The organism is Lentzea sp. NPDC042327, from assembly GCF_040647275.1.
Classification (GTDB): Bacteria; Actinomycetota; Actinomycetes; order Mycobacteriales; family Pseudonocardiaceae; genus Lentzea.
This window is the reverse complement of the sequence record NZ_JBEZBX010000009.1, coordinates 23,198-45,974: the sequence shown is the minus strand read 5'-3', so window position 1 is coordinate 45,974 and position 22,777 is coordinate 23,198. Positions and strand designations below refer to the sequence as shown.

At 71.7% G+C, this 22,777-nt stretch carries 24 protein-coding genes; 15 read left to right on the top strand and 9 right to left on the bottom strand.

All coding sequences use genetic code 11. The features are described from left to right. The first annotated feature begins 26 nt into the window (after nt 1–26). From cofD to AB0A63_RS23315, 3 genes are read left to right on the top strand one after another with little or no spacing between them, the layout of a single operon-like run. The gene (gene cofD / locus AB0A63_RS23325; protein WP_360394998.1) at nt 27–980 is read left to right on the top strand and encodes a 2-phospho-L-lactate transferase; all 954 of its coding nucleotides are present in this window, start codon (nt 27–29) and stop codon (nt 978–980) included. Continuing rightward, complete coding sequence (locus AB0A63_RS23320) at nt 973–2,295, top strand: coenzyme F420-0:L-glutamate ligase (RefSeq protein WP_360394995.1); 1,323 nt, start codon at nt 973–975, stop codon at nt 2,293–2,295. The genes cofD and AB0A63_RS23320 overlap by 8 nt, the downstream gene beginning before the upstream one ends. Further along, entirely contained in the window at nt 2,292–2,819 is a 528-nt protein-coding gene (locus tag AB0A63_RS23315; RefSeq protein ID WP_360394992.1) for an NUDIX domain-containing protein, read from the top strand. Before AB0A63_RS23320 ends, AB0A63_RS23315 begins: the two co-directional genes overlap by 4 nt. Here AB0A63_RS23315 and AB0A63_RS23310 read toward each other — a convergent pair. Continuing rightward, nucleotides 2,816–3,697, bottom strand: coding sequence for a DNA-3-methyladenine glycosylase 2 family protein (locus AB0A63_RS23310; RefSeq protein WP_360394989.1), 882 nt, complete (start codon nt 3,695–3,697; stop codon nt 2,816–2,818). The two genes, AB0A63_RS23315 and AB0A63_RS23310, sit on opposite strands and share 4 nt — an antisense overlap. Further along, nucleotides 3,690–4,757 (bottom strand): NDP-sugar synthase, encoded by a 1,068-nt coding sequence (locus AB0A63_RS23305; protein WP_360394987.1) that lies wholly within the window; start codon nt 4,755–4,757, stop codon nt 3,690–3,692. The genes AB0A63_RS23310 and AB0A63_RS23305 overlap by 8 nt, the downstream gene beginning before the upstream one ends. Nucleotides 4,758–4,875: 118 nt before the next feature. Between AB0A63_RS23305 and AB0A63_RS23300 the strand changes: the two genes are divergently transcribed. Then, nucleotides 4,876–5,286, top strand: coding sequence for a hypothetical protein (locus AB0A63_RS23300; protein ID WP_360394983.1), 411 nt, complete (start codon nt 4,876–4,878; stop codon nt 5,284–5,286). Nucleotides 5,287–5,352: 66 nt separating this feature from the next. Here AB0A63_RS23300 and AB0A63_RS23295 read toward each other — a convergent pair whose 3' ends face one another. The 3 genes from AB0A63_RS23295 to AB0A63_RS23285 form a co-directional block, all read right to left on the bottom strand. After that, on the bottom strand, nt 5,353–6,198 hold the full coding sequence (locus AB0A63_RS23295; RefSeq protein ID WP_360394981.1) for a glycosyltransferase family 2 protein: 846 nt from the start codon (nt 6,196–6,198) through the stop codon (nt 5,353–5,355). Nucleotides 6,199–6,244: 46 nt separating this feature from the next. Continuing rightward, a complete protein-coding gene (locus AB0A63_RS23290; protein ID WP_360395659.1) occupies nt 6,245–7,372 on the bottom strand; it encodes a glycosyltransferase family 1 protein in 1,128 nt (375 codons plus the stop codon). A 79-nt stretch (nt 7,373–7,451) separates the two neighbouring features. Further along, nucleotides 7,452–8,426 carry a glycosyltransferase family 1 protein gene (locus tag AB0A63_RS23285; RefSeq protein WP_360394978.1) on the bottom strand — a complete coding sequence of 325 codons (975 nt, stop codon included), beginning with the start codon at nt 8,424–8,426 and terminating at the stop codon, nt 7,452–7,454. Nucleotides 8,427–8,446: 20 nt separating this feature from the next. On the opposite strand from AB0A63_RS23285, the gene AB0A63_RS23280 reads away from it, so the two are divergent. Genes AB0A63_RS23280 through AB0A63_RS23260 form a run of 5 tightly spaced genes read left to right on the top strand, consistent with a single transcriptional unit; the run spans nt 8,447 to nt 14,104 of the window. Then, complete coding sequence (locus AB0A63_RS23280; protein WP_360394975.1) at nt 8,447–9,349, top strand: glycosyltransferase family 2 protein; 903 nt, start codon at nt 8,447–8,449, stop codon at nt 9,347–9,349. Beyond that, nucleotides 9,349–9,981 carry a hypothetical protein gene (locus AB0A63_RS23275; RefSeq protein ID WP_360394973.1) on the top strand — a complete coding sequence of 211 codons (633 nt, stop codon included), beginning with the start codon at nt 9,349–9,351 and terminating at the stop codon, nt 9,979–9,981. The genes AB0A63_RS23280 and AB0A63_RS23275 overlap by 1 nt, the downstream gene beginning before the upstream one ends. Next, nucleotides 9,978–10,529, top strand: a complete 552-nt coding sequence (locus AB0A63_RS23270) for a hypothetical protein (protein ID WP_360394970.1) — start codon at nt 9,978–9,980, stop codon at nt 10,527–10,529. Before AB0A63_RS23275 ends, AB0A63_RS23270 begins: the two co-directional genes overlap by 4 nt. Before the next feature lie 3 nt (nt 10,530–10,532). Beyond that, nucleotides 10,533–13,019 carry a glycosyltransferase gene (locus tag AB0A63_RS23265; RefSeq protein WP_360394967.1) on the top strand — a complete coding sequence of 829 codons (2,487 nt, stop codon included), beginning with the start codon at nt 10,533–10,535 and terminating at the stop codon, nt 13,017–13,019. Next, complete coding sequence (locus AB0A63_RS23260; RefSeq protein WP_360394964.1) at nt 13,019–14,104, top strand: glycosyltransferase family 1 protein; 1,086 nt, start codon at nt 13,019–13,021, stop codon at nt 14,102–14,104. Before AB0A63_RS23265 ends, AB0A63_RS23260 begins: the two co-directional genes overlap by 1 nt. A 270-nt stretch (nt 14,105–14,374) precedes the next feature. Here the strand turns inward: AB0A63_RS23260 and rfbD are convergent, their stop codons facing one another. Beyond that, on the bottom strand, nt 14,375–15,205 hold the full coding sequence (gene rfbD, locus AB0A63_RS23255; RefSeq protein WP_360394961.1) for a dTDP-4-dehydrorhamnose reductase: 831 nt from the start codon (nt 15,203–15,205) through the stop codon (nt 14,375–14,377). 6 nt (nt 15,206–15,211) lie between these two features. Continuing rightward, nucleotides 15,212–16,198: a dTDP-glucose 4,6-dehydratase gene (gene rfbB / locus AB0A63_RS23250; protein WP_360394958.1), complete on the bottom strand. Its 987-nt coding sequence runs from the start codon at nt 16,196–16,198 to the stop codon at nt 15,212–15,214. Between the two features lie 128 nt (nt 16,199–16,326). On the opposite strand from rfbB, the gene AB0A63_RS23245 reads away from it, so the two are divergent. The 3 genes from AB0A63_RS23245 to AB0A63_RS23235 all read left to right on the top strand — a co-directional run bounded on the left by AB0A63_RS23245 (nt 16,327) and on the right by AB0A63_RS23235 (nt 19,868). Continuing rightward, complete coding sequence (locus AB0A63_RS23245; RefSeq protein ID WP_360394955.1) at nt 16,327–17,874, top strand: LCP family protein; 1,548 nt, start codon at nt 16,327–16,329, stop codon at nt 17,872–17,874. A gap of 73 nt (nt 17,875–17,947) precedes the next feature. Continuing rightward, on the top strand, nt 17,948–19,162 hold the full coding sequence (locus AB0A63_RS23240; protein ID WP_360394952.1) for an LCP family protein: 1,215 nt from the start codon (nt 17,948–17,950) through the stop codon (nt 19,160–19,162). A gap of 10 nt (nt 19,163–19,172) precedes the next feature. After that, nucleotides 19,173–19,868 (top strand): TIGR03089 family protein, encoded by a 696-nt coding sequence (locus AB0A63_RS23235; RefSeq protein WP_360394949.1) that lies wholly within the window; start codon nt 19,173–19,175, stop codon nt 19,866–19,868. Here AB0A63_RS23235 and AB0A63_RS23230 read toward each other — a convergent pair. Together AB0A63_RS23230 and AB0A63_RS23225 are read right to left on the bottom strand one after the other, a co-directional pair. Further along, entirely contained in the window at nt 19,849–20,265 is a 417-nt protein-coding gene (locus AB0A63_RS23230) for a DoxX family protein (protein WP_360394947.1), read from the bottom strand. The two genes, AB0A63_RS23235 and AB0A63_RS23230, sit on opposite strands and share 20 nt — an antisense overlap. A gap of 97 nt (nt 20,266–20,362) precedes the next feature. Next, nucleotides 20,363–21,100 (bottom strand): META domain-containing protein, encoded by a 738-nt coding sequence (locus AB0A63_RS23225; protein WP_360394944.1) that lies wholly within the window; start codon nt 21,098–21,100, stop codon nt 20,363–20,365. Between the two features lie 104 nt (nt 21,101–21,204). On the opposite strand from AB0A63_RS23225, the gene AB0A63_RS23220 reads away from it, so the two are divergent. From AB0A63_RS23220 to AB0A63_RS23210, 3 genes are read left to right on the top strand one after another with little or no spacing between them, the layout of a single operon-like run. Then, nucleotides 21,205–21,531: a metalloregulator ArsR/SmtB family transcription factor gene (locus AB0A63_RS23220; RefSeq protein ID WP_360394942.1), complete on the top strand. Its 327-nt coding sequence runs from the start codon at nt 21,205–21,207 to the stop codon at nt 21,529–21,531. Continuing rightward, nucleotides 21,528–22,004: an SRPBCC family protein gene (locus tag AB0A63_RS23215; RefSeq protein WP_360394939.1), complete on the top strand. Its 477-nt coding sequence runs from the start codon at nt 21,528–21,530 to the stop codon at nt 22,002–22,004. Before AB0A63_RS23220 ends, AB0A63_RS23215 begins: the two co-directional genes overlap by 4 nt. Before the next feature lie 23 nt (nt 22,005–22,027). Next, complete coding sequence (locus tag AB0A63_RS23210) at nt 22,028–22,774, top strand: GntR family transcriptional regulator (protein ID WP_360394936.1); 747 nt, start codon at nt 22,028–22,030, stop codon at nt 22,772–22,774. The last annotated feature ends 3 nt before the right edge of the window (nt 22,775–22,777 follow it).

Below are 22,777 nucleotides of genomic sequence, written 5' to 3'. Positions count from 1 at the left end.
GGGGCGCTGTGGAAGCATGGCCCGGCGTGAAGGTCGTAGCACTGGTCGGCGGGGTCGGCGGCGCGAGGTTCCTGCAAGGGCTCAAGCACCTGGGAGCCGACGTCACCGCGGTGGTCAACACCGGCGATGACGTGTGGATGCACGGACTGCGCATCTGCCCCGACCTCGACACCTGCATGTACACGCTGGGCGGCGGCATCGACTCCGAGCGCGGCTGGGGCCGTGCGGACGAGTCGTGGACCGTCAAGGAAGAGCTGATGGCCTACGGCGCCGAGCCCAGCTGGTTCGGGCTCGGCGACCGGGACATCGCCACGCACCTCGTCCGCACCCGGATGCAGCGCGCCGGCTACCCGCTGTCCGCGGTCACCGAGGCGCTGTGCACCCGCTGGCAGCCGGGCGTGAAGCTGCTGCCGATGTCGGACGACCGGGTGGAGACGCACGTCGTCGTCGAGCTCGACGGCGAGACGAAGGCCATCCACTTCCAGGAGTGGTGGGTCAAGCACCGCGCGGCCGTGCCCGCGAAGTCGTTCGCGTTCGTCGGTGCCGAGACCGCCACCGCCGGTCCCGGGGTGCTCGACGCGATCGCCGAGGCCGACGCCGTGGTGCTGGCCCCGTCGAACCCCGTCGTGAGCATCGGCACGATCCTGAACGTGCCGGGTGTGCGGGACGCGCTGCGCAAGACGGACGCCGGTGTCGTGGGCCTGTCGCCGATCATCGGCGGCAAACCGTTGCGCGGCATGGCGGACGCTTGTTTGGACGCGATCGGTGTCGAGACCTCCGCCGAGGGGGTCGGGCGGCTCTACGGTTCCCGCAAGTGCTCCGAGGACGGCATCCTGGACGCGTGGCTGGTCAACACCGGTGACCGCGCCGACGTGCCGGGGGTCGCGGTGCGCGCGGTGCCGCTGGTGATGTCCGATGTGGACGCGACGGCGCAGATGGCGCGCGCCGCGCTCGACCTCGCCGGGGTCGACGTTGGCTGACCACGCCGCGGCCGCGCTGGAGCTGCTGCCGGTGCCCGGCCTGCCGGAGTTCCGGCCTGGCGACGACCTGGCCCGCGCGATCACGACCGCCGCGCCCTGGCTGCGCGACGGCGACGTGCTCGTCGTGACCTCCAAGGTGCTGTCCAAAGTGGAGGGCAGGCTGGTCACCGTGCCCGCCGACCCCGAGGAGCGCGACCGCGCCCGCCGCGAGCACGTGACCGCGGAGTCGGTGCGGGTGCTGGCCCGCAAGGGCAGGACGCTGATCACCGAGAACCGGCTGGGCATCGTGCAGGCCGCGTCCGGTGTCGACGCCTCGAACGTCGCCGGTGACGAGATCGCGCTGCTGCCGCTGGACCCGGACGGGTCGGCGGCGGCGTTGCGCGCCTCGGTGAAGTCCCTGCTCGGCGTGGACGTGGCCGTGGTCGTCACCGACACGATGGGCCGTGCGTGGCGAGTCGGTCAGACCGATGCCGCGATCGGTGCGTCCGGTCTGCGCGTGCTGCACGACTACGCGGGCTCGGTCGACCGGCACGGCAACGAGCTGTTCGTCACTCAGGTCGCGGTGGCCGACGAGATCGCGGCGGCGGCCGACCTGGTCAAGGGCAAGCTCGGCGCGGTGCCGGTGGCGGTGCTGCGCGGGTACGAGGTGGTCGACGACGGGTCGAGCGCGCGGGAGCTGACCCGGCCGACCGAGTTCGACCTGTTCCGCCTCGGCACGGAGGAGGCGCTGGCCCAGGGCCGCGCGGAGGCCGTGCTGCTGCGCAGGTCCGTGCGGTTCTACTCGGACGAGCCGGTGGACCTCGCGGTGCTGCGGCGCGCGGTCGGGGCGGCGCTGACCGCACCCGCTCCGCACCACACGGGGCCGGTGCGGTTCGTGCTGGTGCGGGAGAAGCGGGCCGCGCTGCTGGCGGCGATGCGCGAGCAGTGGGAACGCGACCTGCGCGGCGACGGGTTCACCGACGAGCAGGTCGCGCGCCGGGTGCGCCGGGGCGACCTGCTGGTGGAGGCGCCGGAGGTGGTGGTGCCGTTCCTCGTCCGCGAAGGCGCGCACACCTACCCCGACGCGCGGCGGGCCGACGCCGAGAAGACGATGTTCACGATCGCCGGCGGCGCCGCCGTGCAGGGGCTGCTGGTGGCGCTGGCCGCCGAGGGCCTCGGTTCGTGCTGGGTGTCGTCGACGATCTTCTGCGCGGACGTCGTGCGTTCCGTGCTGGACGTGCCGCGGGACTGGGAGCCGCTGGGCGCGGTGGCCGTGGGCCACCCGCTGGAGCCGCTGGTCCCCCGCGCACCGCTGGAAGGACTGATCGAGCTGTGACACTGCACGCCGACGCCGTCGCGACCCTGCGGGCGTTCTCGGGGCAGGACGCGTTGAAGGAGGCCTACCTGGGCTTCCTGGCCGCACGCGAGGACGCCTGTCAGCGGTCGTGCGAGCCGGGGCACCTCACGGCCTCGGCACTGGTGCTGGACGCGACGGCCGAGCACGTGCTGCTGACGCTGCACCCGCGCGTCGGCCGGTGGCTGCAGCTCGGCGGTCACTGCGAGCCGGAGGACGTCTCCCTGGCCGCGGCCGCGTTGCGCGAGGCCACCGAGGAGTCCGGAATGCGCGGGCTGCGGATCGAACCGACCCCGATCCACCTCGACGTGCACCCGATCACGTGCTCGCTGGGCGTGCCGACCCGGCACTTCGACGTGCGGTTCCTGGTGCGCGCCCCGGTCGGTGCGCAGCCGGTGCGCTCGGCCGAGTCGGTGGACCTGCAGTGGTGGCCGCTGGACTCGCTGCCGGCCGACGTGGACGACCTGCACCCGTTGATCGAGTCGGCCCTGGCCCGCCTGCGCTAGAACTTGCGGTAGTCGCGCGGTGAGAACCGCGGGGCTCGCCGTGGGCGGTGCAGGCCCGCGGCCTGGAGGTAGCAGACCGCGCGGTGCCGTTGTGGCGTGTAGGGCGCGAGGAGTTCCATCATTCCGTCGTCGTCGCCCGGCGTGCCGGTCAACGCCCACGTGACGTTCTTGGCGACGTGGAAGTCGCCGACGCTCACGGCGTCCGGGTCGCCCCAGGACCGCTGCGCCACCTCGGCGGAGGTCCACACGCCGATGCCGGGCACCTTCTCCAGCAGCTCACGGCTGCGCATCTCCGCCGCCTTCTCCAGCCGGTGCGCGACCTGGGCGGCGTTGACCAGCGTGCGCCGCCGCGCGCCGTCGAGGCCGCACTGGTGCCACTCCCAGTCCCGCAGGCCCAGCAACCGCTGCGGCGTCGGCGGGACCTTGAGCGGCAACGGTCCCGGCGCGGGTTCGCCGAACCGGCGGCCGAGCTCGCGCCACGTCCGGAACGCCTCCGTGCCCGTGACCTTCTGCTCCAGGATCGAGGCGAACAGCAGGTCCCACACCCGGCCCGTGCTGCCCAGCCGCAGTCCCGGCCGCCGCCGGCGCGCCTCGGCGACGACGTCGTGGTGCGCGACGAACTCGTCCACCGGGTCGTCCGCGCCGAGCAGGGCGGGCAGGCCGTCGAGCAGCCACAGCCCGCCGTCACCCCACGCCCGCGCGCGCACCTCGTCGCCGACCCTGGTGACGTGCAGGGTGCCGGGCCCGCACGGGGTGTTCGCCGCGAACCAGATGCCGCCCTCCGTGCTGAAGGACGGGTCACCCGGCCCGCGGCGCAACGGCCCGAGCACCGCTCCCAGGTCCAGTGGGAACGGTGGTGTCCAGCTCCTCTCAGGCATCCGTCGAAAAGCGCACACCGGCCTCCGGCAACACCACGCCGGGCCACACGCGCGCCCCACCGATCAGCTCGCACCGCGCCCCGATCACCGCCGAGTCGCCCACGACCGCGTCCCGCAGCACCGCACCGGCCTGCACCAGCGCACCGGCGCCGACGATCGACCGCTCGACCACCGCGCCCTCGCCGACCACGGCCCCGTCGAACAGGATCGCGCCGTCGAGCACCGCGCCCTCGGCCACCGTGCAGTTCGCACCGACCGTGCTGCCGCCGCGGACCGTCGCACCCCCGTGCACGTTCGCCCCGTCGAGCACGAGGAAGTCACCGGCCTGGGCGACCGCGGCCGACGGCGCGACACCGCGCACGAGGTCGGCCGACCCCTGCACGAACGCCTCCGGCTTGCCCAGGTCCAGCCAGTAGGTGGCGTCCACGTGCCCCTGCAGCCGCCGGCCGGCCTCCAGCAGCCCCGGGAACGTCTCCCGCTCCACCGACACCGGCCGGCCCGCCGGGATGGCGTCGATGACCTCGCGCTTGAACACGTAGCAACCCGCGTTGATCTGGTCGGTCGGCGGGTTCTCGGTCTTCTCCAGGAACGCCTGGACGCGCCCCTGCTCGTCGGTGGGCACGCACCCGAACGCCCGCGGGTCAGCCACCTTCACCAGGTGCAGCGTGACGTCCGCCGCGTGCTGCCGGTGCGTGTCCACGATCCCGGCCAGGTCGACGCCGGACAGGATGTCGCCGTTGAAGACCATCACGTCGGGCTCGCGCAGCTTGTCGGCCACGTTCCTGATGGCGCCCGCCGTGTCCAGCGGCACCTCCTCGACCACGTACTCCAGTTCCAGCCCGAGCCTCGACCCGTCCCCGAAGTACTCCTCGAAGACCTCGGCCTTGTAGGAGGTGCCGAGCACCACGTGGGTGATCCCGACCTCCTTGATCCGCGACAGCAGGTGCGTCAGGAACGGCACCCCCGCGGTCGGGAGCATGGGCTTGGGAGCGGACAGGGTAAGCGGGCGAAGACGGGTGCCTTTACCCCCGACCAGCACCACAGCTTCAACGCCGTGCACCTTTTTCCTCCTCCGCGTTACAGCAAGCCGTTCGACGGAATACTCTGACACGAAGCAGATCGTCAGATGGAGTCTGGTCCCGCCAGGGATCTGGTCCCGGCAAGGAGCTGAATCCGACATGGACCCCCGCGACCGGGCCGACGCCTTGCTCGCCCGCGCCCGCGCACGTGGGCGGAACATCGTGACGCCGGACAACATGACGTCCCCCATGGACTCCTCGGCCACCCTGCAGATCCCGCGCAGCCTGGTCAACGCGGTGGACCCGCGCCTCGACCCGGACTCGACGATGGTCCTCTCGGCCGCCCAGGCAGCGGGCCAGGCGGCCGTGCCCCGCCCCGGTCAGGCCCACCGCCCGCAGCAGCACCGCCCGCAGCAGCACCCGGTGCCGGCCCAGCCGCTGCCGTCCCCCGCCGCCGCGGCCGACGACGCGGAGATCACGCAGGTCGTGCAACCGGGCATGATCCCGACCGTCTCCCACCACCAGACGACCCGCTCCTCGCTCTCGCAGCGGTTGAGCGGCGACATGTGACCTGCGCGCCCGCGCGTGAGCCCGGTTCCGGGGTGAGCGGGATCACCCGCGGTCAGTCCGCGAACGTCACCGGGTGAGCATCCGGACCCGCACCCCCAGCCCCGCCCGCACCGCCCACCGGAACGGCGCCCACAGCACCCCGCGGTGCCGGTCCGCCAGGTACCGGTAGGCAGACCGGTGGTGCTCGGCCAGCATCCGGTCCGACGCCCGCGCCGTCGAGTGGCCGCCGATGTGCACGACCTCCGCGTCGGGCACGTACACGTTGACCCACCCGGCCCGCGCCACCCGGTCGCCGAGGTCGACGTCCTCGAAGTACATGAAGTACCTCTCGTCGAACCCGCCGACCGCGTCGAACGCCTCCCTGCGCATCAGGAAGCACGACCCGGACAGCCATTCGGCGACGCGTTCGACGGGTTCCTGTTCCTGCCGGTAGGCGCGCGTCCACGGGTTGCCCGGCCACACCACCGCGAACAGGGCGTGGCCGATGCCCCGCCCGACGGACGGCAGGAGCCGCGCGGACGGGTAGACCTCACCGCTGGGTTCGCGGATCAGGGGGCCGAACATGCCGCCGCGGGGCCAGCGGGCCGCCGCGTCGATCAGCGTGTCGACGCTGCCGGGGGAGAACTCGATGTCGGGGTTGGAGATCAGGATCCAGCCGACGTCGGCGGGCAGTGCCGCGACGCCGCGGTTCGCTCCGCCGCCGTAGCCGAGGTTGCCCCCGGTGGGCACGAAGGTGACGTGCTCGCGTTCGGCGGCCACCTGCTGGGGCACGCCGTCGGTGGAGCCGTTGTCGGCGAGGATCACCCTGATGTCGCGCGTTGTCGCCTTCGCGAGGGTGTCCACGAACGGTGCCAGCGTCTCGCCCGGCGAGTACGTGACCGTCACGACACCTAGTCCGTCGCCGTAGTTCACGCGCGACACGATAGTGGTTCGGTGTTGCGCGAAAACGCGTGCACCGTCAGCGGCGGTGGCGGATGAGCGATGCGCGCTCGTAGGCGAGCCGGTGGCGTTCGGCGCTGACGGCCCACGAGAAGTCCTTCGCGCGCTGCTGACCGGACGTGGCCAGCGATGATCGGCGGGCCGGGTCGTCCAACAACTCGGCGATCGCCGCCGCGATGTCACCCGCTCCGACACCGCAGTACGCGACCGCCTCGCCACCCACCTCCGGGAGCGACAGTCTTCGGGTGGTGAGCACGCAGGCGCCGCACGCCATCGCTTCGAGCACCGGCAGGCCGAAGCCCTCGCCGAGCGACGGGTAGGCGACGAGCTGCGCGCCGCCGAGGAAGCCGGCGAGCTGTTCGAACGGCAGGTAGCCGGCGCGGATCACGCGGATGCGGTGCGGGACCGAGTCGAGCGCGCGTTCGACCTGGCTGTCCCAGCCGGGCTGGCCGGCGAGCACCAGCGCGGGCGGGTTCGGGCGGCCGGCGACGGCCTGGGCGAAGCCGCGGATCAGCGCCGGCACGTTCTTGCGGGGTTCGAGTGCGCCGAGGAACGCCACGTAGGGCGTCTCCCCCAGCGACAGCGCGGTCCGCACGTTCAGGACCTCGTCGGGCGACGGCGGGTGGAAGCGCTCGGTGTCGACGCCGTGCTGGGCGATGTGCAACGCCCTGCGGTCGGCGCCGGCGACGCGCACCAGCTCGTCCGCGGTGGCCTGCGAGGGCACCACGCACAGGTCGGCGCGCTTGAGCGACGCACGGGTCCACGCGCGGAAGAAGCGCGCTTTGACCGACGAGTGCAGCACGGGGTCGGTGAAGAACGTCGCGTCGTGCAGCGTCACGACCGACGCGGCCTTGCTCGCGATCGGCAGCGTGTAGTGCGGCGAGTGCAGCACGTCGACGCCCAGTGTGCGCACCAGCCGCGGCAGCGTCGTCTGTTCCCAGGTCAGGCGGGCCGTCCTGGTCGCGACGGCGTCGGCGGCGCGGAGCACGCGGGCGTTCGGGGCGATCTTGGTGAAGAGGTCCTCGTCACGCGGCTGGCAGACGACGGAGAGCTTGGCGCCGTCCGCGTCGAGCGCCGCGACGAGCGAATCCACGTAACGCCCGACGCCGCCTCGGTCCGCGGGCACGGCGGTGGCGTCGATCAGCACGCTGGGTTCGACGATCGGCACGGTCAGCAGCGTACGGTCATCGCGAAACCCACTTACACCGAATGCATCAACTACGTGGTTACATGTGGGTTGCCCAGACACCGCGCGCAGTCTTTTCCCAGGTGAACTCACTCGCGCGAGTGATCCCGGCCTCTTTGGTGTGGTCCGGGTCGGCCAGCACCGCCCGCAGTCCCTCCGTCAGCGACGCGAGGTCGCCGCGCCGCACCGCGGTGCCCGCTCCGCCCGCCACCTCCACGAGCGCCGGGTCGTCGGAGTGGACCACCGGCACGCCCGCCGCCATGGCCTCCAGCACCGGCAGTCCGAACCCCTCCGCGAGGCTCGGCGCGGCCAGCGCGGTGGCCCCGGCCAGCACCGATGCCAGCCGTTCGTCGCTGACGCCGCCGAGCAGCCGGACGTGCGGCGCGCGCAGGTCGACACCGCCCCAGCCCTGCGGCCCGACGACCACGAGCGGCACGCGCAGCCGTTCGGTGGCCCGCACGAGGAGGTCGAACCCCTTGCGCGGCTCGATCGTGCCGATCGCGAGCACGTAGGTCTCGGGGAGGTCCGCCGGCCTGCCGGTCGCCTGGAGGTTCGTGACGCCGTTCGGGACGACGTGGACCGGGACCTCGACCGGGACGTGCTCGGCGAGCTGGTCGGCGACCGCCCTCGTCGGCACGACCAGCGCCTTGGCCTCCCTGGCCGCGCGCGTGATCACCTTGCGGTGCCAGGCGACCCCGCGCGGCGTGAGCGTCTCGGGGTGCGTCCACGGCACGACGTCGTGCACCGTCACGACGGCCCCCGCGCGCGGTGCGAGCGGTGTCGGCGCATGCACGTGCGGCCCGAGGTGCGGGGGAAGACCGCGCTCCCACAGCGCCACCAGCACCCGCCGCGGCACCCGCAGGTTCCGGTCGGCGCCGGCCGTGGCGGCGGTGGTCACGCCCCACCCGCCGGGCGCGGTCGCGCGGAGGGCGCGGAGCAGCTCCGCGGTGTACCGGCCGGTCCCGCCGGGGACGGGCGCGTTGAGTTGCTCGGTCAGCACTACCAGCTCGGGCACGTCGCGTACCGTCTCACGCCGTGTCGCCGCTCAGCACCGTGGTGGTCGTGACGTGGCGCGGCCGTGACCACGTCACGGCCTGCCTGGACGCCCTCTCCGCCCAGAAGAGTCCACACAGGACGATCGTCGTCGACAACGCCTCCGACGACGGCACGGCAGCGCTGATCAGCGGGCACGAGGTCGTGCGCCTGTCGTCGAACCGCGGCTACGCCGGTGGTCTCGCCGCGGTGCTGGCCATGGTCGAGACGCCGTACGTCGCCTGGCTGAACGACGACGCCGTGCCCGACCCGTCGTGGCTGGCCGAGCTGGAGCGGGCGTTGAAGGGTGACCCCGGCGCCGCCGCGGCCACCTCGTCGATCCAGCTGACCGACGGCTCGACGCAGTCGGTGGGCGTCGCGCTGACCGCCGACGGGTACGGCCGGGACGTGGTGCTGGCCGGGCGCGAGGTGTTCGGGTTCTGCGGAGGGGCGGCGCTGCTGCGGACCGGCGTGCTGCGGGCCGTGGGCGGGGTGCCGGCGAGCTTCTTCTGCTACTACGAGGACACCGACACGGCCTGGCGGCTGCGGCTGGCCGGGCACCGGGTGATCTCGGTCGGGCCGGCGCGGGTGCGGCACCGGCACGGCGCGTCGACCAGGCCCGGCTCGGTGCTGTTCCACCGCTGGAACGAGCGCAACCGCCTGCTGATGCTGCTGCGCTGCGCACCCCTGCCGGTCGCGCTCTCCCAGCTCGGGCGGTTCGCCGCGATCACGGCGCTGCTGCCGTTGCGGGAGAACGTGCCGGACGCGGCCAACTTCCGGGTCGGGTTGCGCGTCCGGGTGCTCGCGGAGGTGGTGGTGCGGCTGCCGGCGTCGCTGTGGCAGCGGGCGCGGATCACGACGACGGCCGGCCGCCGGCGCGTCTGGCGGGAATGGGCCGGCCGGTGATGTCCCGGCGCAAGCGCAGACCGGTCCGCACGAGGAACGGCCCGAGCCGCGAGCCACGCGCCGTCCACGACCCCGAGGAACCGGCGCACCGGCGCGCGCTCGACGCGGTGCAGCAGCGCCTCGCCCGGTGGCTGGTCGCGGGTGGCGGCGCGGCCGTCCTGGCCGGGTCCGCTCTCGGCATCACCGTCGACGTCGGCTTCCTGCTCGTCGGCCTGCTCGGCGGGCTCGCCTTCGCGCTCGGCGTCAGCGCCCTGGGCGAGCGCAAGGCCGTCGCGCTGCCCGCGTTCGCCGTCGGGCTCGCGGCGCCGTTCGTCCTCACGTTCGGCGGGCACAGCGTGGTGATGGACGAGATCGGCCACACGGAGCAATGCGCGGTCACCGAGGCCGTCGAGCACCCACGGACCAAGTACCCGTCGGTCGACTACGTGCTGACCTGTCCCAGCGGCGAGGTCGAGCTGAGCCGCGACTGGCCCGACCGCCTTCGCGGGCACGAGGCCCAGGTCACGATCGGTCCGCCGGCGCGGCCGGTGTTCGCGGAGCCGGGCGGGTGGAACCTCTGGGTGGTCACGAGCGTCCCCCTGGTGATGATCGCACTAGTGCCACTGGCCAGGGCCCTCAGGAAACGGCCATGAGCCGGCCCGTCCCGCTGATCGTGGCCGGCGTGCTCGGCATCGCCGCGGCCGCCGTCCTGGGTGCCGTCGTGCCCGACGAACACCGGCTCGCGGTGATGGTCCCCGGCTGCCTGCTCGCGTGCGCGTTCGCGTGGGGGATCGGCGAGCTGAGCGACCCGTGGCTGGTGCTGCCCGCGTTGATGGTGCTGGTGCCGGGCACGGCGGTGCTGGCCGGTGACGGTCACCGCGCGTTGATGGACGTGTTCGCGCACCGCGACACGTGCGTCGTCGAACGGGTCGACGAGGTCGCCGGCCAGGACAACCCCGCCCACGCGCACCGCGTCCTGTGCCCGGACGGTGCGCGGCTCACGATCGTCGTGCAGGGCGACGCCGACAAGCGGCTGCCGCCGGGACCGGCGACCGTGCTGCGGCACGAGTGGATGCGGCCGCTGCTCGCCGACCGCAACGACTGGTCGGTGGGCTGGGTGGCCGGCGTGCCGGTCGCGGTCCTGCTCCTGCTGATCTGTGCGACCAGCCTGCGGGCGCGCAGAGTGATGAGGCAGGCTTAGCGCGTGGATCGAGCCTCTCTGCCCGTCGTCTCGGTGGTCGTCGTCAACTACCGGGGCGCGGACGACACCATCACCTGCGTCCGCGGTCTCGCCGAGCTCGACTACCCGGCCGAGTTGCTGCAGGTGGTCGTCGTCGACAACGAGGCGCACGACACCGAGCGGCTCACGCGGGAGCTGCCGGGCGCGCGGATCGTCACCTCGCAGCAGAACCTCGGGTTCGCCGGCGGGTGCAACCTCGGCGTCGAACACGCCACGGGCAGCGTGCTGGCGTTCCTGAACAACGACGCGCGTGCCGACAGGAACTGGGTGAAGGCCGCGATCAGGGTCTTCCACTCCGAACCGGCGGTCGGCGCGGTCGCGAGCAAGGTGCTCGACTGGGACGGCGCGAACATCGACTTCGTCGACGGCGGGCTGACCTGGTTCGGCATGGGCTACAAGCGGCACGCGGGCCAGCCCGACGACGGCAGCCACGACGGCCCGCGGGACGTGCTGTTCGGCACCGGGTCCGCGCTGTTCGTGCGGGCCGAGGTCTACCGCGAGCTCGGCGGGTTCGACGAGCGGTTCTTCATGTTCTACGAGGACGTCGACCTCGGCTGGCGGATGAACCTGCGCGGCTGGCGGGTGCGCTACGAGCCCGCGTCGCTCACGTTCCACCGCCACCACGCGTCGATGAGCTCGATCGACCACAGCCGCGAGCTGTACCTGCTGGAGCGCAACGCCCTGGCGGCGCTCTACAAGAACTTCTCCGACGAGACGCTCGCGAAGGTGCTGCCCGCGGCGCTCGCGCTGTGCGTGCGCAGGGCGACCGCGCGCGGCGAGATCGACCCCACCCAGCTGGAGATCACCCGCAGGCCGGCGGACCCGGCGCTCGACCGCGAACCGGTCGGGGTGTCGCGGCAGGCGCTCGCCGGGTTCCTCGCGATCGACCAGTTCGTCGAGCTGATGCCGTCGCTGGCCGAGTCGCGGAAGGTGGAGCAGGCCAAGCGCCGGCTCTCCGACACCGACCTGGTGCCGTTGATGCGCAAGGCGCTGGAGCCCGCGTACCCGTTGCCGCGCTACCTGGCGGCCCACGACGTGCTCGTCGAGGTACTGGGCCTGGACGACGTGTTCGGCAAGCCGCGCAAGGTCCTGGTGATCACCGGTGACGCGATCTCGGACCGGATGGCGGGTCCGGCGATCCGCGCGTGGCACATGGCGGACGTGCTGTCTGGCGAGCACCAGGTGCGGCTGGTCACCACGAACCCGCTGTGCGCGCCGCCGGACGCACCGTTCGCCGTCGAGCGGGCACGGCCGAAGGAGCTGCCGCCGCACGTGGCGTGGGCGGACGTGGTCGTGTTGCAGGGCCACGCGCTGGAGATGGTGCAGGAGCTCAAGCGCAAGTCGTCGACCAAGATCGTGGTCTGCGACATGTACGACCCGATGCACCTGGAACTGCTGGAACAGGGCAAGGACGACACGGACGAGAAGCGCGCGCTGGACCTGAAGACGGTCACGCGCGTGCTGAACACCCAGCTCGAACGCGGCGACTTCTTCCTGTGCGCGTCGGAACGCCAGCGGCACTTCTGGCTGGGTCACCTGGCGTCGCTGGGCCGGCTCACGCCCACGTTGTACGACAACGACCCCACGACCCAGTCGCTGCTCGGCATCGTCCCGTTCGGACTGTCGGGCAAGCCGCCGCAGCGCACCGCACCGGCGATCAAGGGCGTCGTGCCGGGCGTGACCGACGCGGACAAGGTCGTGATCTGGGCGGGCGGCGTCTACAGCTGGTTCGACCCGCTGACGCTCGTCGAGGCCATGGACCACCTGCGCAAGCGGCGGTCGAACGCCAAGCTGTACTTCCTCGGCATGAAGCACCCGAACCCCGAGGTGCCGGACATGGACATCGCCGGACAGACGCGCGGCCTGGCCGCGTCGCTGGGGCTGACCGGCGAGCACGTGTTCTTCAACGACGGGTGGGTGCCCTACACCGAGCGGCAGAACTGGCTGCTGGACGCGGACTGCGGCGTCACCACGCACTACGAGCACGTGGAGACCACGTTCGCGTTCCGCACGCGGGTGCTCGACTACCTGTGGTCGGGGCTGCCGATCGTCACCACGTCCGGCGACTCGTTCGCGGACCTGGTGGCGCGGGAGGGACTGGGCGTCGTGGTGCCGCCGGAGAACCCGGAGGCGCTGGCCGACGCGTTGGAGACGGTGCTCTACGACGAGGAGTTCGCGGCCGGGTGCCGTGAACGCATCGCCGTCGTCCGCGAGCGGTACACCTGGGAGACGGCACTCGCGCCGCTGGCCGAGTTCTGCCGCAACCCCAGGCCCGCCGCGGACCGCCTGCCCGGCTCGGCGCCGCTGGTGCGCACGCCGGAGCTGAGCAAGGCGGACAAGGTGAAGCGGGACCTGCGGCTGGTGCGCGAGTACCTGGACGCGGGTGGCCCGACGGAGTTGGCCAAGCGGGCGACGGGGCGTCTGCGCAAGATCGCGCGTGGCGGTGGCTGATGGCTCGCAAACCCCTTTCGGTGCTGCTCGACGGCACTCCCCTGCTCGGACACCGGACCGGCATCGGCCGCTACACGGCGGCGCTGGCCGAGGAGCTGGCGTCGATGCCGGACGAGGCCGACGTCCGTGCGGTGGCGTTCACCCTGCGCGGCTGGCGCGCGTTGCGGACGGTGCTGCCGCACGACGTCACGGCCCGCGGCCTGCCCGTCGCGGCACGGGCGCTGCGGCAGCTGTGGCTGCGCGCGCCGTTCCCGCCGGTGGAGCTGCTGGCCGGGTTCTCCGACGTCATGCACGCCACGAACTTCGTGCTGCCGCCCACGATCAGGGCCCGCGGGGTCGTCATGATCCACGACCTCGCGTTCCTGGACAGCCCCGGTGACCTGCCGGCCTCCGACGCCCGGCTGCCGGAGCTCGTGCGGCTCTCGGCCCAGCGCGCGGACGTGATCTGCACGCCGACCGCTGCCGTCGCCGACGTCGTCGCCGACCGGTTCTCGGTGCCGCTGGACAAGGTCGTCGTGACCCCGCTGGGCGTCGACCCGGCGTGGTTCGCCTCCCGTCCCCCGACCACGACGCTGCGCGGCCGGCTGGGGCTGCCGTCGGAGTACCTGCTGTTCGTCGGCGCCGACGGCCCGCGCAAGGGCCTCGACCACCTGGCGAAGGCGCACGCGTCCGACCCGTCGCTGCCGCCGCTGGTGATCGTCGGCCCCGGCCGGTCCGGTGTGGACGGACGGGTGCTGCGGACCGGGTACCTGTCGGACGTGCACCTGCGTTCGGTGGTGGCGGGCGCGACCGCGCTGGTGCTGCCGTCGCGCGACGAGGGCTTCGGGCTGCCGGTGCTGGAAGCGCTGGCGTGCAACGTCCCCGTGGTGTGCTCGGACGTGCCGGCGCTGCGCGAGGTGGCCGGCGGACACGCGTTGCACGTGCCGGTCGGTGACGTCGAGGCGCTGGCGGCCGGGCTGGCGCAAGCCGTTGCGGCACCGGCGACCCCGGCGGCCCAGGCGGAACGGCGGGCGCACGCGGCGGGGTTCACGTGGCGGCGGTGCGCGGAGCTGACGCTGGGCGCGTACCGGCGCAGCAAGGCCTGACGTCCTGTGCTGTTGCGTGAGGGCGTCAGGAAGTCCTGACGCCCCACCACGTCGTCCACGTCACCGGGAATGCGGCCCCGGTGCGTACCTGTCGAGCTGGCTCTGCGACGCCTGTCGGGAGCCCGTCACCACGGCAACGCAGCGCAGGAATCGCTGCCTGTCGGAATCCGTTGTCGCGGGACGCTGGGGTTTGCGCCCGGAATCGACCATGCCGAACAGGCTCCCGCATCGCCCACGGCCAGACCAGACCGGTCACCCCAATGGACCAGCTCAGGCACGCGGAGCGACCACACCCGCCCGGAATGCAGCCGTTAGGGCGCTGCGCCAGTGCGGCAACGGGCGCAGTCCCGCTGCTACCCACGCCGCACCCGACAGCACCGAGTAGGCGGGCCTGGGCGCCGGCCGCGGGAAGTCCGCGGTGGTGCACGGCGTGACGCGCGCGGGATCGGCACCCAGTTCCTCGAAAACGGCCTGGGCGAGGCCGAACCACGTCGTCTCGCCGCCGCCGGCCGCGTGCAGCAAGCGCGTGGACGGCAGCACGGCCGCCAGTTCGAGGAGACCGGCGGCGAGGTCGTGCGACCACGTCGGCGCACCGCGTTGATCGTCCACAACGGACACCGACGGGCGCGAGGACTCCAGTGCCGCCATGGTCTTCACGAAGTTGGAGCCGTTCGCGCCGTACACCCACGAGGTGCGCACGACCCAGCCGCCCTCTTCGAGCACCCGGCGTTCGCCTTCGAGCTTCGTGCGGCCGTAGGCGCTCTTCGGGCCGACGTCGTCCGTGGGCTCGTACGGGCGCGTGCCGTCGCCGGGGAAGACGTAGTCCGTCGACACGTGGATCAACGGGGTGCCGGCCGTGGCGCACGCGCGCGCCAGCAGACCGGGACCGACGGCGTTCACCGCGAACGCGCGGTCCTCGTCGGTCTCGGCCGCGTCGACCGCGGTGTAGGCGGCGCAGTTGATCACCGCCGAGTACCCGCGGACGTCGTCGGCGGTCACCGCGGTCACGTCGAGCTCCGCCGACGACGCCGCGTGGACGTCGGCGGAGAGCGCGGCGAGGTCGTGGCCGAGCTGACCACGACCTCCGGGAACGAGGATCACGCCGGCTCAGCCCTTCGCCAGCGCCGCGCGCTCCTTGAGCGGCTCCCACCACTCGCGGTGCGCGCGGTACCACTCGACGGTCTCCGCGAGACCGGTCGTGAAGTCGACCTGCGGCTTGTACCCCAGCTCCGCGGCGATCTTCGAGATGTCGACCGAGTAGCGCCGGTCGTGCCCCTTGCGGTCCTCCACCGGCTCGACGGACGACCAGTCACGGCCCGTGGCGGCGAGCAGGCGCTCGGTGAGCTCGCGGTTGGTGAGCTCGGTGCCGCCGCCGATGTTGTAGACCTCGCCCGGCCGGCCGCCCTCGGCGACGAGCTGGATGCCGCGGCAGTGGTCGTCGACGTGCAGCCAGTCGCGCACGTTGAGGCCGTCGCCGTACAGCGGCACCTTCTTGCCGTCGATGAGGTTGGTGACGAAGAGCGGGATCACCTTCTCCGGGAACTGGTACGGGCCGTAGTTGTTCGAACACCGGGTGATGCTGACCGGCAGCCCGTGGGTGCGGTGGAACGCCCGCGCGAGCAGGTCGGAGGAGGCCTTCGAGGCCGAGTACGGCGAGTTCGGCTCCAGCGCGTGCGCCTCGTCCCACGAACCCGACTCGATCGAGCCGTAGACCTCGTCGGTCGACACGTGCACGAACCGGCCCACGCCCGCGTTCAGCGCGGCCTGCAACAGGGTCTGCGTGCCGAGGACGTTCGTCAGCACGAAGTCCGCCGAGCCGGTGATGGAGCGGTCCACGTGCGATTCAGCGGCGAAGTGGACGACCACGTCGACGCCGCGCATCTGCTCGGCGACCACGACGGGGTCGCAGATGTCGCCGCGCACGAACTCGAACCGGCCGGCGACCGGGGCCAGGTTGGTCTCACTGCCCGCGTAGGTGAGCTTGTCGAGCACCACCACGTCGGCACCCGCGAAGGCCGGGTACGAGCCGCTCACCAGCTCCCGCACGTAGTGCGAGCCGATGAACCCGGCCCCACCTGTCACCAGTACGCGCATGCTCATTTCCTCTCGTGGTGTTCCACCACTTGCAGTCTGTCATGGGGTCCATCGGTGCAACCCACAGCAATGTCACGTCGTTTGTCTTATAAACGACTAAACTCCGTGTGGTGGGGGAGGAACCAGCAGTGGAAGGCAGAGGTCTGCCGGTACGGGTCACGGTCACCCGCCCGTCGCCCGCTTTCCGCGCGTTCCTGGTCACGGGGCGCATCTTCGTCGCACTCGTCTCAGCGGGTGTGCTGCTCGTCACGTCGGTGGGCTGGGCGCAGTACAAGAGCGCCAACGACGGCATCACCAAGACGGACGTGATCGACCAGGAGATCGCGAAGGACGCCGGGCGCAAGCCGCTCGACGGCGCCGTCGACATCCTGCTGGTCGGCATGGACAGCCGCACGGACGCGCAGGGCAACCCGCTGTCCCAGGAGGCGCTCGCCCTGCTCAACGGCGGCATCCCGGACGGCGAGCAGAACACCGACACCATGATCCTCGTGCACATCCCGGTGGACGGCACGCGTGCGGTGGCGATCTCGTTCCCGCGCGACGCCTACGTGGAGATGGCCGACGGGTTCGGCAAGCACAAGCTCAACTCGGCGTTCGCGCGCCAGCGCAACACCGTCGACCAGGAGCTGCGCAACAAGGGCGTCACCGACGAGAAGCTGATCCGCGACGAGTCGATGGCCGCCGGCCGCAAGACGTTGATCAAGACCATCGAGGGCATGACCGGCGGCTCGGTGCGCATCGACCGGTACGCCGAGGTCAACCTCGCGAGCTTCTACGAGGTCACGAAGGCCATCGGCGGCGTCGAGGTGTGCCTGAGGGAACCGACCAGCGACCGCGACTCCGGCGCCGACTTCGCGGCGGGCCCGCAGCTCATCGAGGGCCGCTCAGCGCTGTCGTTCGTGCGGCAGCGCCAGAACCTGCCCGGCGGGGACCTGGACCGGATCGTGCGCCAGCAGGTGTTCATCGGGGCGCTCGCGAAGAAGGTCCTCTCGACTGGCACGCTGACCGACTCGGGCAAGCTCTCCGCGCTCATCGCCGCCATCCAGAAGTCCGTGATCCTCAGCGACGGCTGGGACATCACCACGTTCGCCGAGCAGATGCAGGGCCTGGTGGGCGGCAACATCGAGTTCCGCACGATCCCGGTCGGCGACCCGATGGACACCTACGGTGATGGCAACGTGCTGCCGGTGAACCCGGCCCAGGTGAAGAAGTTCATCACCGGCCTGGCCGGCGACAAGCCGTCGAGCACCCCGCCGACGCCCACGACCACGCTGCCCGCGCCGCCGAACTCCGCGATCACCGTGCAGGTGTACAACGCGACCAACAGGCAGGGTCTCGCGGGCGAGGTGCTGAACGCGTTGGTCGCCAAGGGCTTCGCCCGCGGGCAGGCGCTCTCGGGGCCGGCCAGCGACTCCACCGTCGTGTACTACGCGGCCGGCGAGGAGGGGGCGGCGCGCAAGGTCGCCGCCGAGCTCGGGCCGAACGTGACCGTCGCCGAGGAGAAGTCGGTCCGAAGAGGACAGGTGCAGGTGCACGTCGGCACCGACTACGTGACTTCGAACGGTGACGAGGGGGACGGCGAGGACGTCGAGGCGCAGAACGCCTCCGGCACCCCGTCGACCGCGACGAGCAGCACACCTCCGATCACCGCGGGTGGTCTCGTCTGCGTCAACTGACCGGAAATCCCTGCGGTACCGGTTCTCGGCGGTTACGCTGTGCATTCGAAACCCGTACTGGAAGGAACCCGTGTTGAGCGCTGCATCGCGCGCCAGGAAGGCGTTCCTGGTCACCGGACGCACGGTGGTCGCGTTGGTCGCGGTGGCAACACTGGTGTTCTCCGGGTACTTCTGGACGGCACTGCGGCTGGTCAAGCAGAACACCAACACCACGCAGATCCTCGAGGTGCTGGAGGACGTCCCGAACTCGCCGCCGGTCGAGGACGGCGCCGTCGACATCCTGCTCGTGGGCAGCGACAGCCGCACGGACGCGCAGGGCCGGCCGTTGCCCGCGGACGTGCTGCGCAAGCTGCGCACCGAGAGCACCGACGGCGTGAACACCGACACTGTCATCGTGCTGCGGGTACCGCGCAACGGCGGCAAGGCGAGCGCGATCTCGATTCCCCGTGACACGTACGTGCCGATCGCCGGCTACCGCGAGGACAAGATCAACTCGGCGTACGGCGCGGTGAAGTACCTGACGGCGGAACGGTTGCAGGCCGAGGGCGTGAGCGACCAGGCCGAGCGCGAGCGCCGGTCGGACGAGGCAGGGCGCAAGGCGCTGGTGCAGGCCGTGCAGGAGCTGACCGGCATGCGCGTCGACCACTACGCCGAGATCAACCTCTACGGCTTCTACCTGCTGACCGAGGTCATCGGCGGCGTCCGGGTGTGCCTGAAGGCCGGCACGTCGGACCCCAACTCCGGTGCGAACTTCCGCGCGGGCGAGCAGACGGTCTCCGGCGGTGACGCGCTGTCGTTCGTGCGGCAGCGGAACATGCCCGGCGGTGACCTGGGCCGCATCGCGCGCCAGCAGGTGTTCATGTCGCAGGCGATGAAGCAGCTGCTGTCCGCGGGCACGTTCACCGACCCGGCCAAGCTGAACGGCCTGCTCGACGCCGTCTCGAAGTCCGTGGTCGTGGACCAGAAGCTCGACATCGCGACGCTGGCGACGCAGGCGCAGGGCCTCGCGACGGGCAACGTGGAGTTCGCCACGATCCCGGTCACGAACATCGACTTCCGCAACGAACGCGGCCAGAGCGTCGTGACGGTGGACCGCGAGGCCGTGAAGGCGTGGGTGCGCCAGCTGATCGGTGAGACGACGGCACCGGTGCCGTCGACGACCTCCGCCGCCCCCACCGGGTCCACCACCCCGAGCACGCCGTCGCGGTTCGGCGGTGAGAGGCTGCTGTCGCTGGACGGCGCCCGTGCCGTGACAGCGCAGCAACCGTCTGTGCCCTGCGTCGACTAGGAGTGCGCCCGTGAGCGTGACCGAGATCCTCTTCACGCCGCTGCTGAAGGCCGACTCCGGCCGTCCGCTGATCACGCACTACGACGACGCGGCGGGCACCAGGGTCGAGCTGTCCCGCGCGACGGTGGCGAACTGGGCGGCGAAGACGGCGAACTGGCTGCGCGACGAGCACGACGTCGAGCCGGGCGACCGGGTGGCGGTGCTGCTGCCCGCGCACTGGCAGACCACGGGCGTGCTGCTGGGCGCCTGGTGGTGCGGGGCGCACGTGGTGATGAGCGCGGACGCCGCGGACGTGAAGGTGGCCGTGGTGCCGCCGGGTGGTTCTGCCGAGGCCGACGTGGTGGCCGTGGCCTCGTTGCACCCCATGGGCCTGGGGTCGGGCGCGGCGGTCGACTACAACGACGACGTGCGCGTGCACGGCGACGACTTCGCGCCGTGGGACGCGGTCGACGGCTCCGCCCCGGCCCTCGATGAGTCCACTGTGGACGAGCTGGTGGCGCGGGCGCGCGAGCTCGGCGAGGCGCTGGGCGACCAGCCGCGCGTGCTGTCCACTCTGGAGTGGAGCTCGCCTTCCGATGTGCTGGAAGGGTTTCTCGCCGTGCTCGCGGCCGGTGGCTCGCTGGTGCAGGTGACGAACCCCGACGCGGGCCGGTTGGCCGCGCGCCGGGACGTCGAGAGGGTCAGCGTCACGCTGCCGCGGGGTTGAGCACCCTGTTGTTCTTGAACAGCACGCGGTCCAGCGCGTAGGCGCCGCCGTTGAAGCCGAGCGCGAGCGCCGCCGCACCCAGGGCGACCACGAGCTCGGCACCGCCCTCGCCGATGAGGCCGTTGGGCAGGTGGACGATCAGCCACGCGCCGAGCATGTTGAGCGCCAGCAGGACCCCGACGACCGGCAGCGCGACACCGGCGATGAGCGCGACGCCACCGACGAGCTCGACGATCGCGGCGAACCACGCCGACAGGGTGGGTGCCGGCACCCCCATCTTCTCGAAGCTCGCGGCGGTGCCGTCCAGCCCGTACTGGGTGAACTTCTGCCAGCCGTGCGCGATGAAGACGGTGCCGATGCCGATCCGGCCGACCAGCGCGGTGACGTCCTTGACCATGGTTGGTGCTCCCCGATCCTGTCGTTCAGCTGTTCAACTTCGAACCAAAACTAGTGCAGGTTTGAACAACCTCACGATTTCGACAGGATTCCAACAGCTACTTCTTAAGTTGGATGCCATCACCCTGCGTGTTCGTCAGGGAGAGCGAGCTGCGCTCGACCTCGTAGTTGACCTCCCCCTGCAACGCCCCCACCACGGCCTTCTCGACCAGCGCCTCGTCCGGGCCGCACGCCTTGTCGGTGTGCACGAGCCCCTCGAACGTGATGGCCCTCCCGTCCACCCGGTAGGACGCCGAACCTGAGTTGCAGCCGGTGAACACCTCGACCCGGCCGTTCTCGAACTTGAGCGTGGCCGGCACCGCCCCCGGCACCGACGAGGCGGCGTCGGCGGAGACGAGCGTGTCGACCCGCCACTCCCCGCCTTCGAGCCGGGCCGGCGCCTCCGGTGCGAGCACGATCTCGCCGCCCGCGCCGGTGACCACCAGGTTCTCGTCCTGGAGCCGCCAGTCCGGTGTGGCGCCGAGCAGCTTCGACAACCACTCGTCCTGCTCGTGCAGCTCGGGCTTCGGGCACCCCATCGCCGTGCTGGAGAGGTCGGCGACCTCCAGCTCGCCCCCGTCGAGGTCCACCGGGCCCTGCATCATGTTGCACCCCGCCCGCGCGACCAACCGCCCGTCGTCGGTGAACCGCAGCTCCACCGACGTGCCCTCGACGAGCTGCCGGTCACTGACCGACGTCGACACGAACACCTTGCCGCGCAACGAGTCCGCATTCCCCGCCGCCCCACCGCACCCGGCGACCGCGAGCAGGACGACGACAACCGGCACAAGTCTCATGCCCCCAGGACGGAACGGAGTGCAGGCGCGGTTGCCCTTGACATCTCGCCGACGATCTGGCGTACTTAACCCAGAGGTTAGATAACCAATCGGTTAGGTACGAGATGGACCAGCTGAGCGCCACCTTCGCCGCACTGGCGGACCCGACGCGCCGCGCGATCCTCGCGCGGCTCACCGAGGGCCCCGCGACGGTGAAGGAGCTCTCCGAGCCGTTCGACATCAGCGGCCCGGCGATCTCCAAGCACCTGCGCGTGCTGGAGAAGGCAGGCCTGATCACCCGCGGCAGGGAGGCCCAGTGGCGCCCCTGCCAGCTCGACGCGACACCGTTGCAGGAGGTCGCCGTGTGGGCCGAGAACTACCGCCGCTTCTGGGACGCGAGCTACGCCCGCCTGGACGCGCTGTTGACCGAGATGAAGGAGAACGAGGAATGACCACCACCTACGGCACCGCCGTCACCACCCCGACCGCCAGCACCATCACCATGACCCGTTCGTTCGACGCGCCGGCCGCGCTGGTGTGGAAGGCGTTCACCACCCCCGCGCTGGTCCGCCAGTGGCTCCTCGGCCCCGACGGCTGGGAGATGCCGATCTGCGAGATCGACCTGGCCGTCGGCGGCAGGTGGCGCTACGGCTGGGCCCAGCCCGACGGCTCCGAGGCGTTCGAGATCCACGGCTCGTACGTGGAGCTGGAGCCGCACACCCGGATCGTGCACACCGAGCAGTTCGAGGACAACCCGCCGGCGACCGTGACCACGACGTTCACCGAGGAGGACGGGCGGACGACGATGGTGTCGACGATGGAGCTGGGGTCGCAGGAGGCGCGGGACGCGGTGCTGGCGACGGGGATGGCGGACGGGGCCGGACGCAGCTACGAGCGCCTGTCCGAGCTGCTGCCGACGTTCTGACGGCAGGCGGGTAACTTGGCCGCATGGCCGAGAACGGACGGGTCGGATATCGCGACATCGCCGACGAACTGCGGCAGCGCATCGACTCGGGCGAGCTGGCACCCGGCAGCCGAGTTCCCGGCGAGAACGAGCTGATCACCCGCTTCGGCGTGGCGCAGGCGACCGCCCGGCGCGCGCTGGACGAGCTGAAGAACGAGGGCCTGATCGTCGCGCGCCGCGGCGCCGGAACCTTCGTGCGCGAGTTCAAGCCGATCAGGCGGACGTCGCCTGATCGGCTTCGCAACTGGAGTTCCGGTCTGTCCATTTGGAAGGCAGACGTGGGTACCCGGCAACGCACCGAGAACATCACGGTCGACGTCGAGACGCCGCCGGATCCGATCGCCAAGGCACTCGACCTCGACGACGGCGCCCGTGTCGTGGTCCGGCGGCGCCGCTACCTGGTGGACGGCAAGCCGGTCCAGCTCGCCACCTCCTTCTATCCCTTGGCCCTCGTCGCGGGTTCGGCGATCACCGAGATCAACACTGGCGCCGGCGGCACGTACGCGCGGCTGACGGAACTGGGTCACGAACCGACCCGGTTCCTGGAAGAACTCCGGACCCGCATGCCCCGCGAGTCCGAACGGGACGCCTTGGAACTCGCCCAAGGCACTCCGGTCATCCTGATCGCGCGCACCGCTTTCACCTCGGACAACCGGCCGGTCGAGGTCAACGAGATGACTCTCGACTCCGCCGCCTACGTCGTGGCCTACAACTTCACCTCTTCGGGCTGACGA

Coding starts and splice junctions, on each gene's coding strand:
- AB0A63_RS23310 (WP_360394989.1), bottom strand. CDS start 3,697: ATGCCTGAGAGGAGCTGGACACCACCGTTCCCACTGGACCTGGGAGCG.
- AB0A63_RS23300 (WP_360394983.1), top strand. CDS start 4,876: ATGGACCCCCGCGACCGGGCCGACGCCTTGCTCGCCCGCGCCCGCGCA.
- AB0A63_RS23275 (WP_360394973.1), top strand. CDS start 9,349: ATGTCCCGGCGCAAGCGCAGACCGGTCCGCACGAGGAACGGCCCGAGC.
- AB0A63_RS23270 (WP_360394970.1), top strand. CDS start 9,978: ATGAGCCGGCCCGTCCCGCTGATCGTGGCCGGCGTGCTCGGCATCGCC.
- AB0A63_RS23260 (WP_360394964.1), top strand. CDS start 13,019: ATGGCTCGCAAACCCCTTTCGGTGCTGCTCGACGGCACTCCCCTGCTC.
- rfbB (WP_360394958.1), bottom strand. CDS start 16,198: ATGCGCGTACTGGTGACAGGTGGGGCCGGGTTCATCGGCTCGCACTAC.
- AB0A63_RS23230 (WP_360394947.1), bottom strand. CDS start 20,265: ATGGTCAAGGACGTCACCGCGCTGGTCGGCCGGATCGGCATCGGCACC.
- AB0A63_RS23225 (WP_360394944.1), bottom strand. CDS start 21,100: ATGAGACTTGTGCCGGTTGTCGTCGTCCTGCTCGCGGTCGCCGGGTGC.
- AB0A63_RS23220 (WP_360394942.1), top strand. CDS start 21,205: ATGGACCAGCTGAGCGCCACCTTCGCCGCACTGGCGGACCCGACGCGC.
- AB0A63_RS23215 (WP_360394939.1), top strand. CDS start 21,528: ATGACCACCACCTACGGCACCGCCGTCACCACCCCGACCGCCAGCACC.
- AB0A63_RS23210 (WP_360394936.1), top strand. CDS start 22,028: ATGGCCGAGAACGGACGGGTCGGATATCGCGACATCGCCGACGAACTG.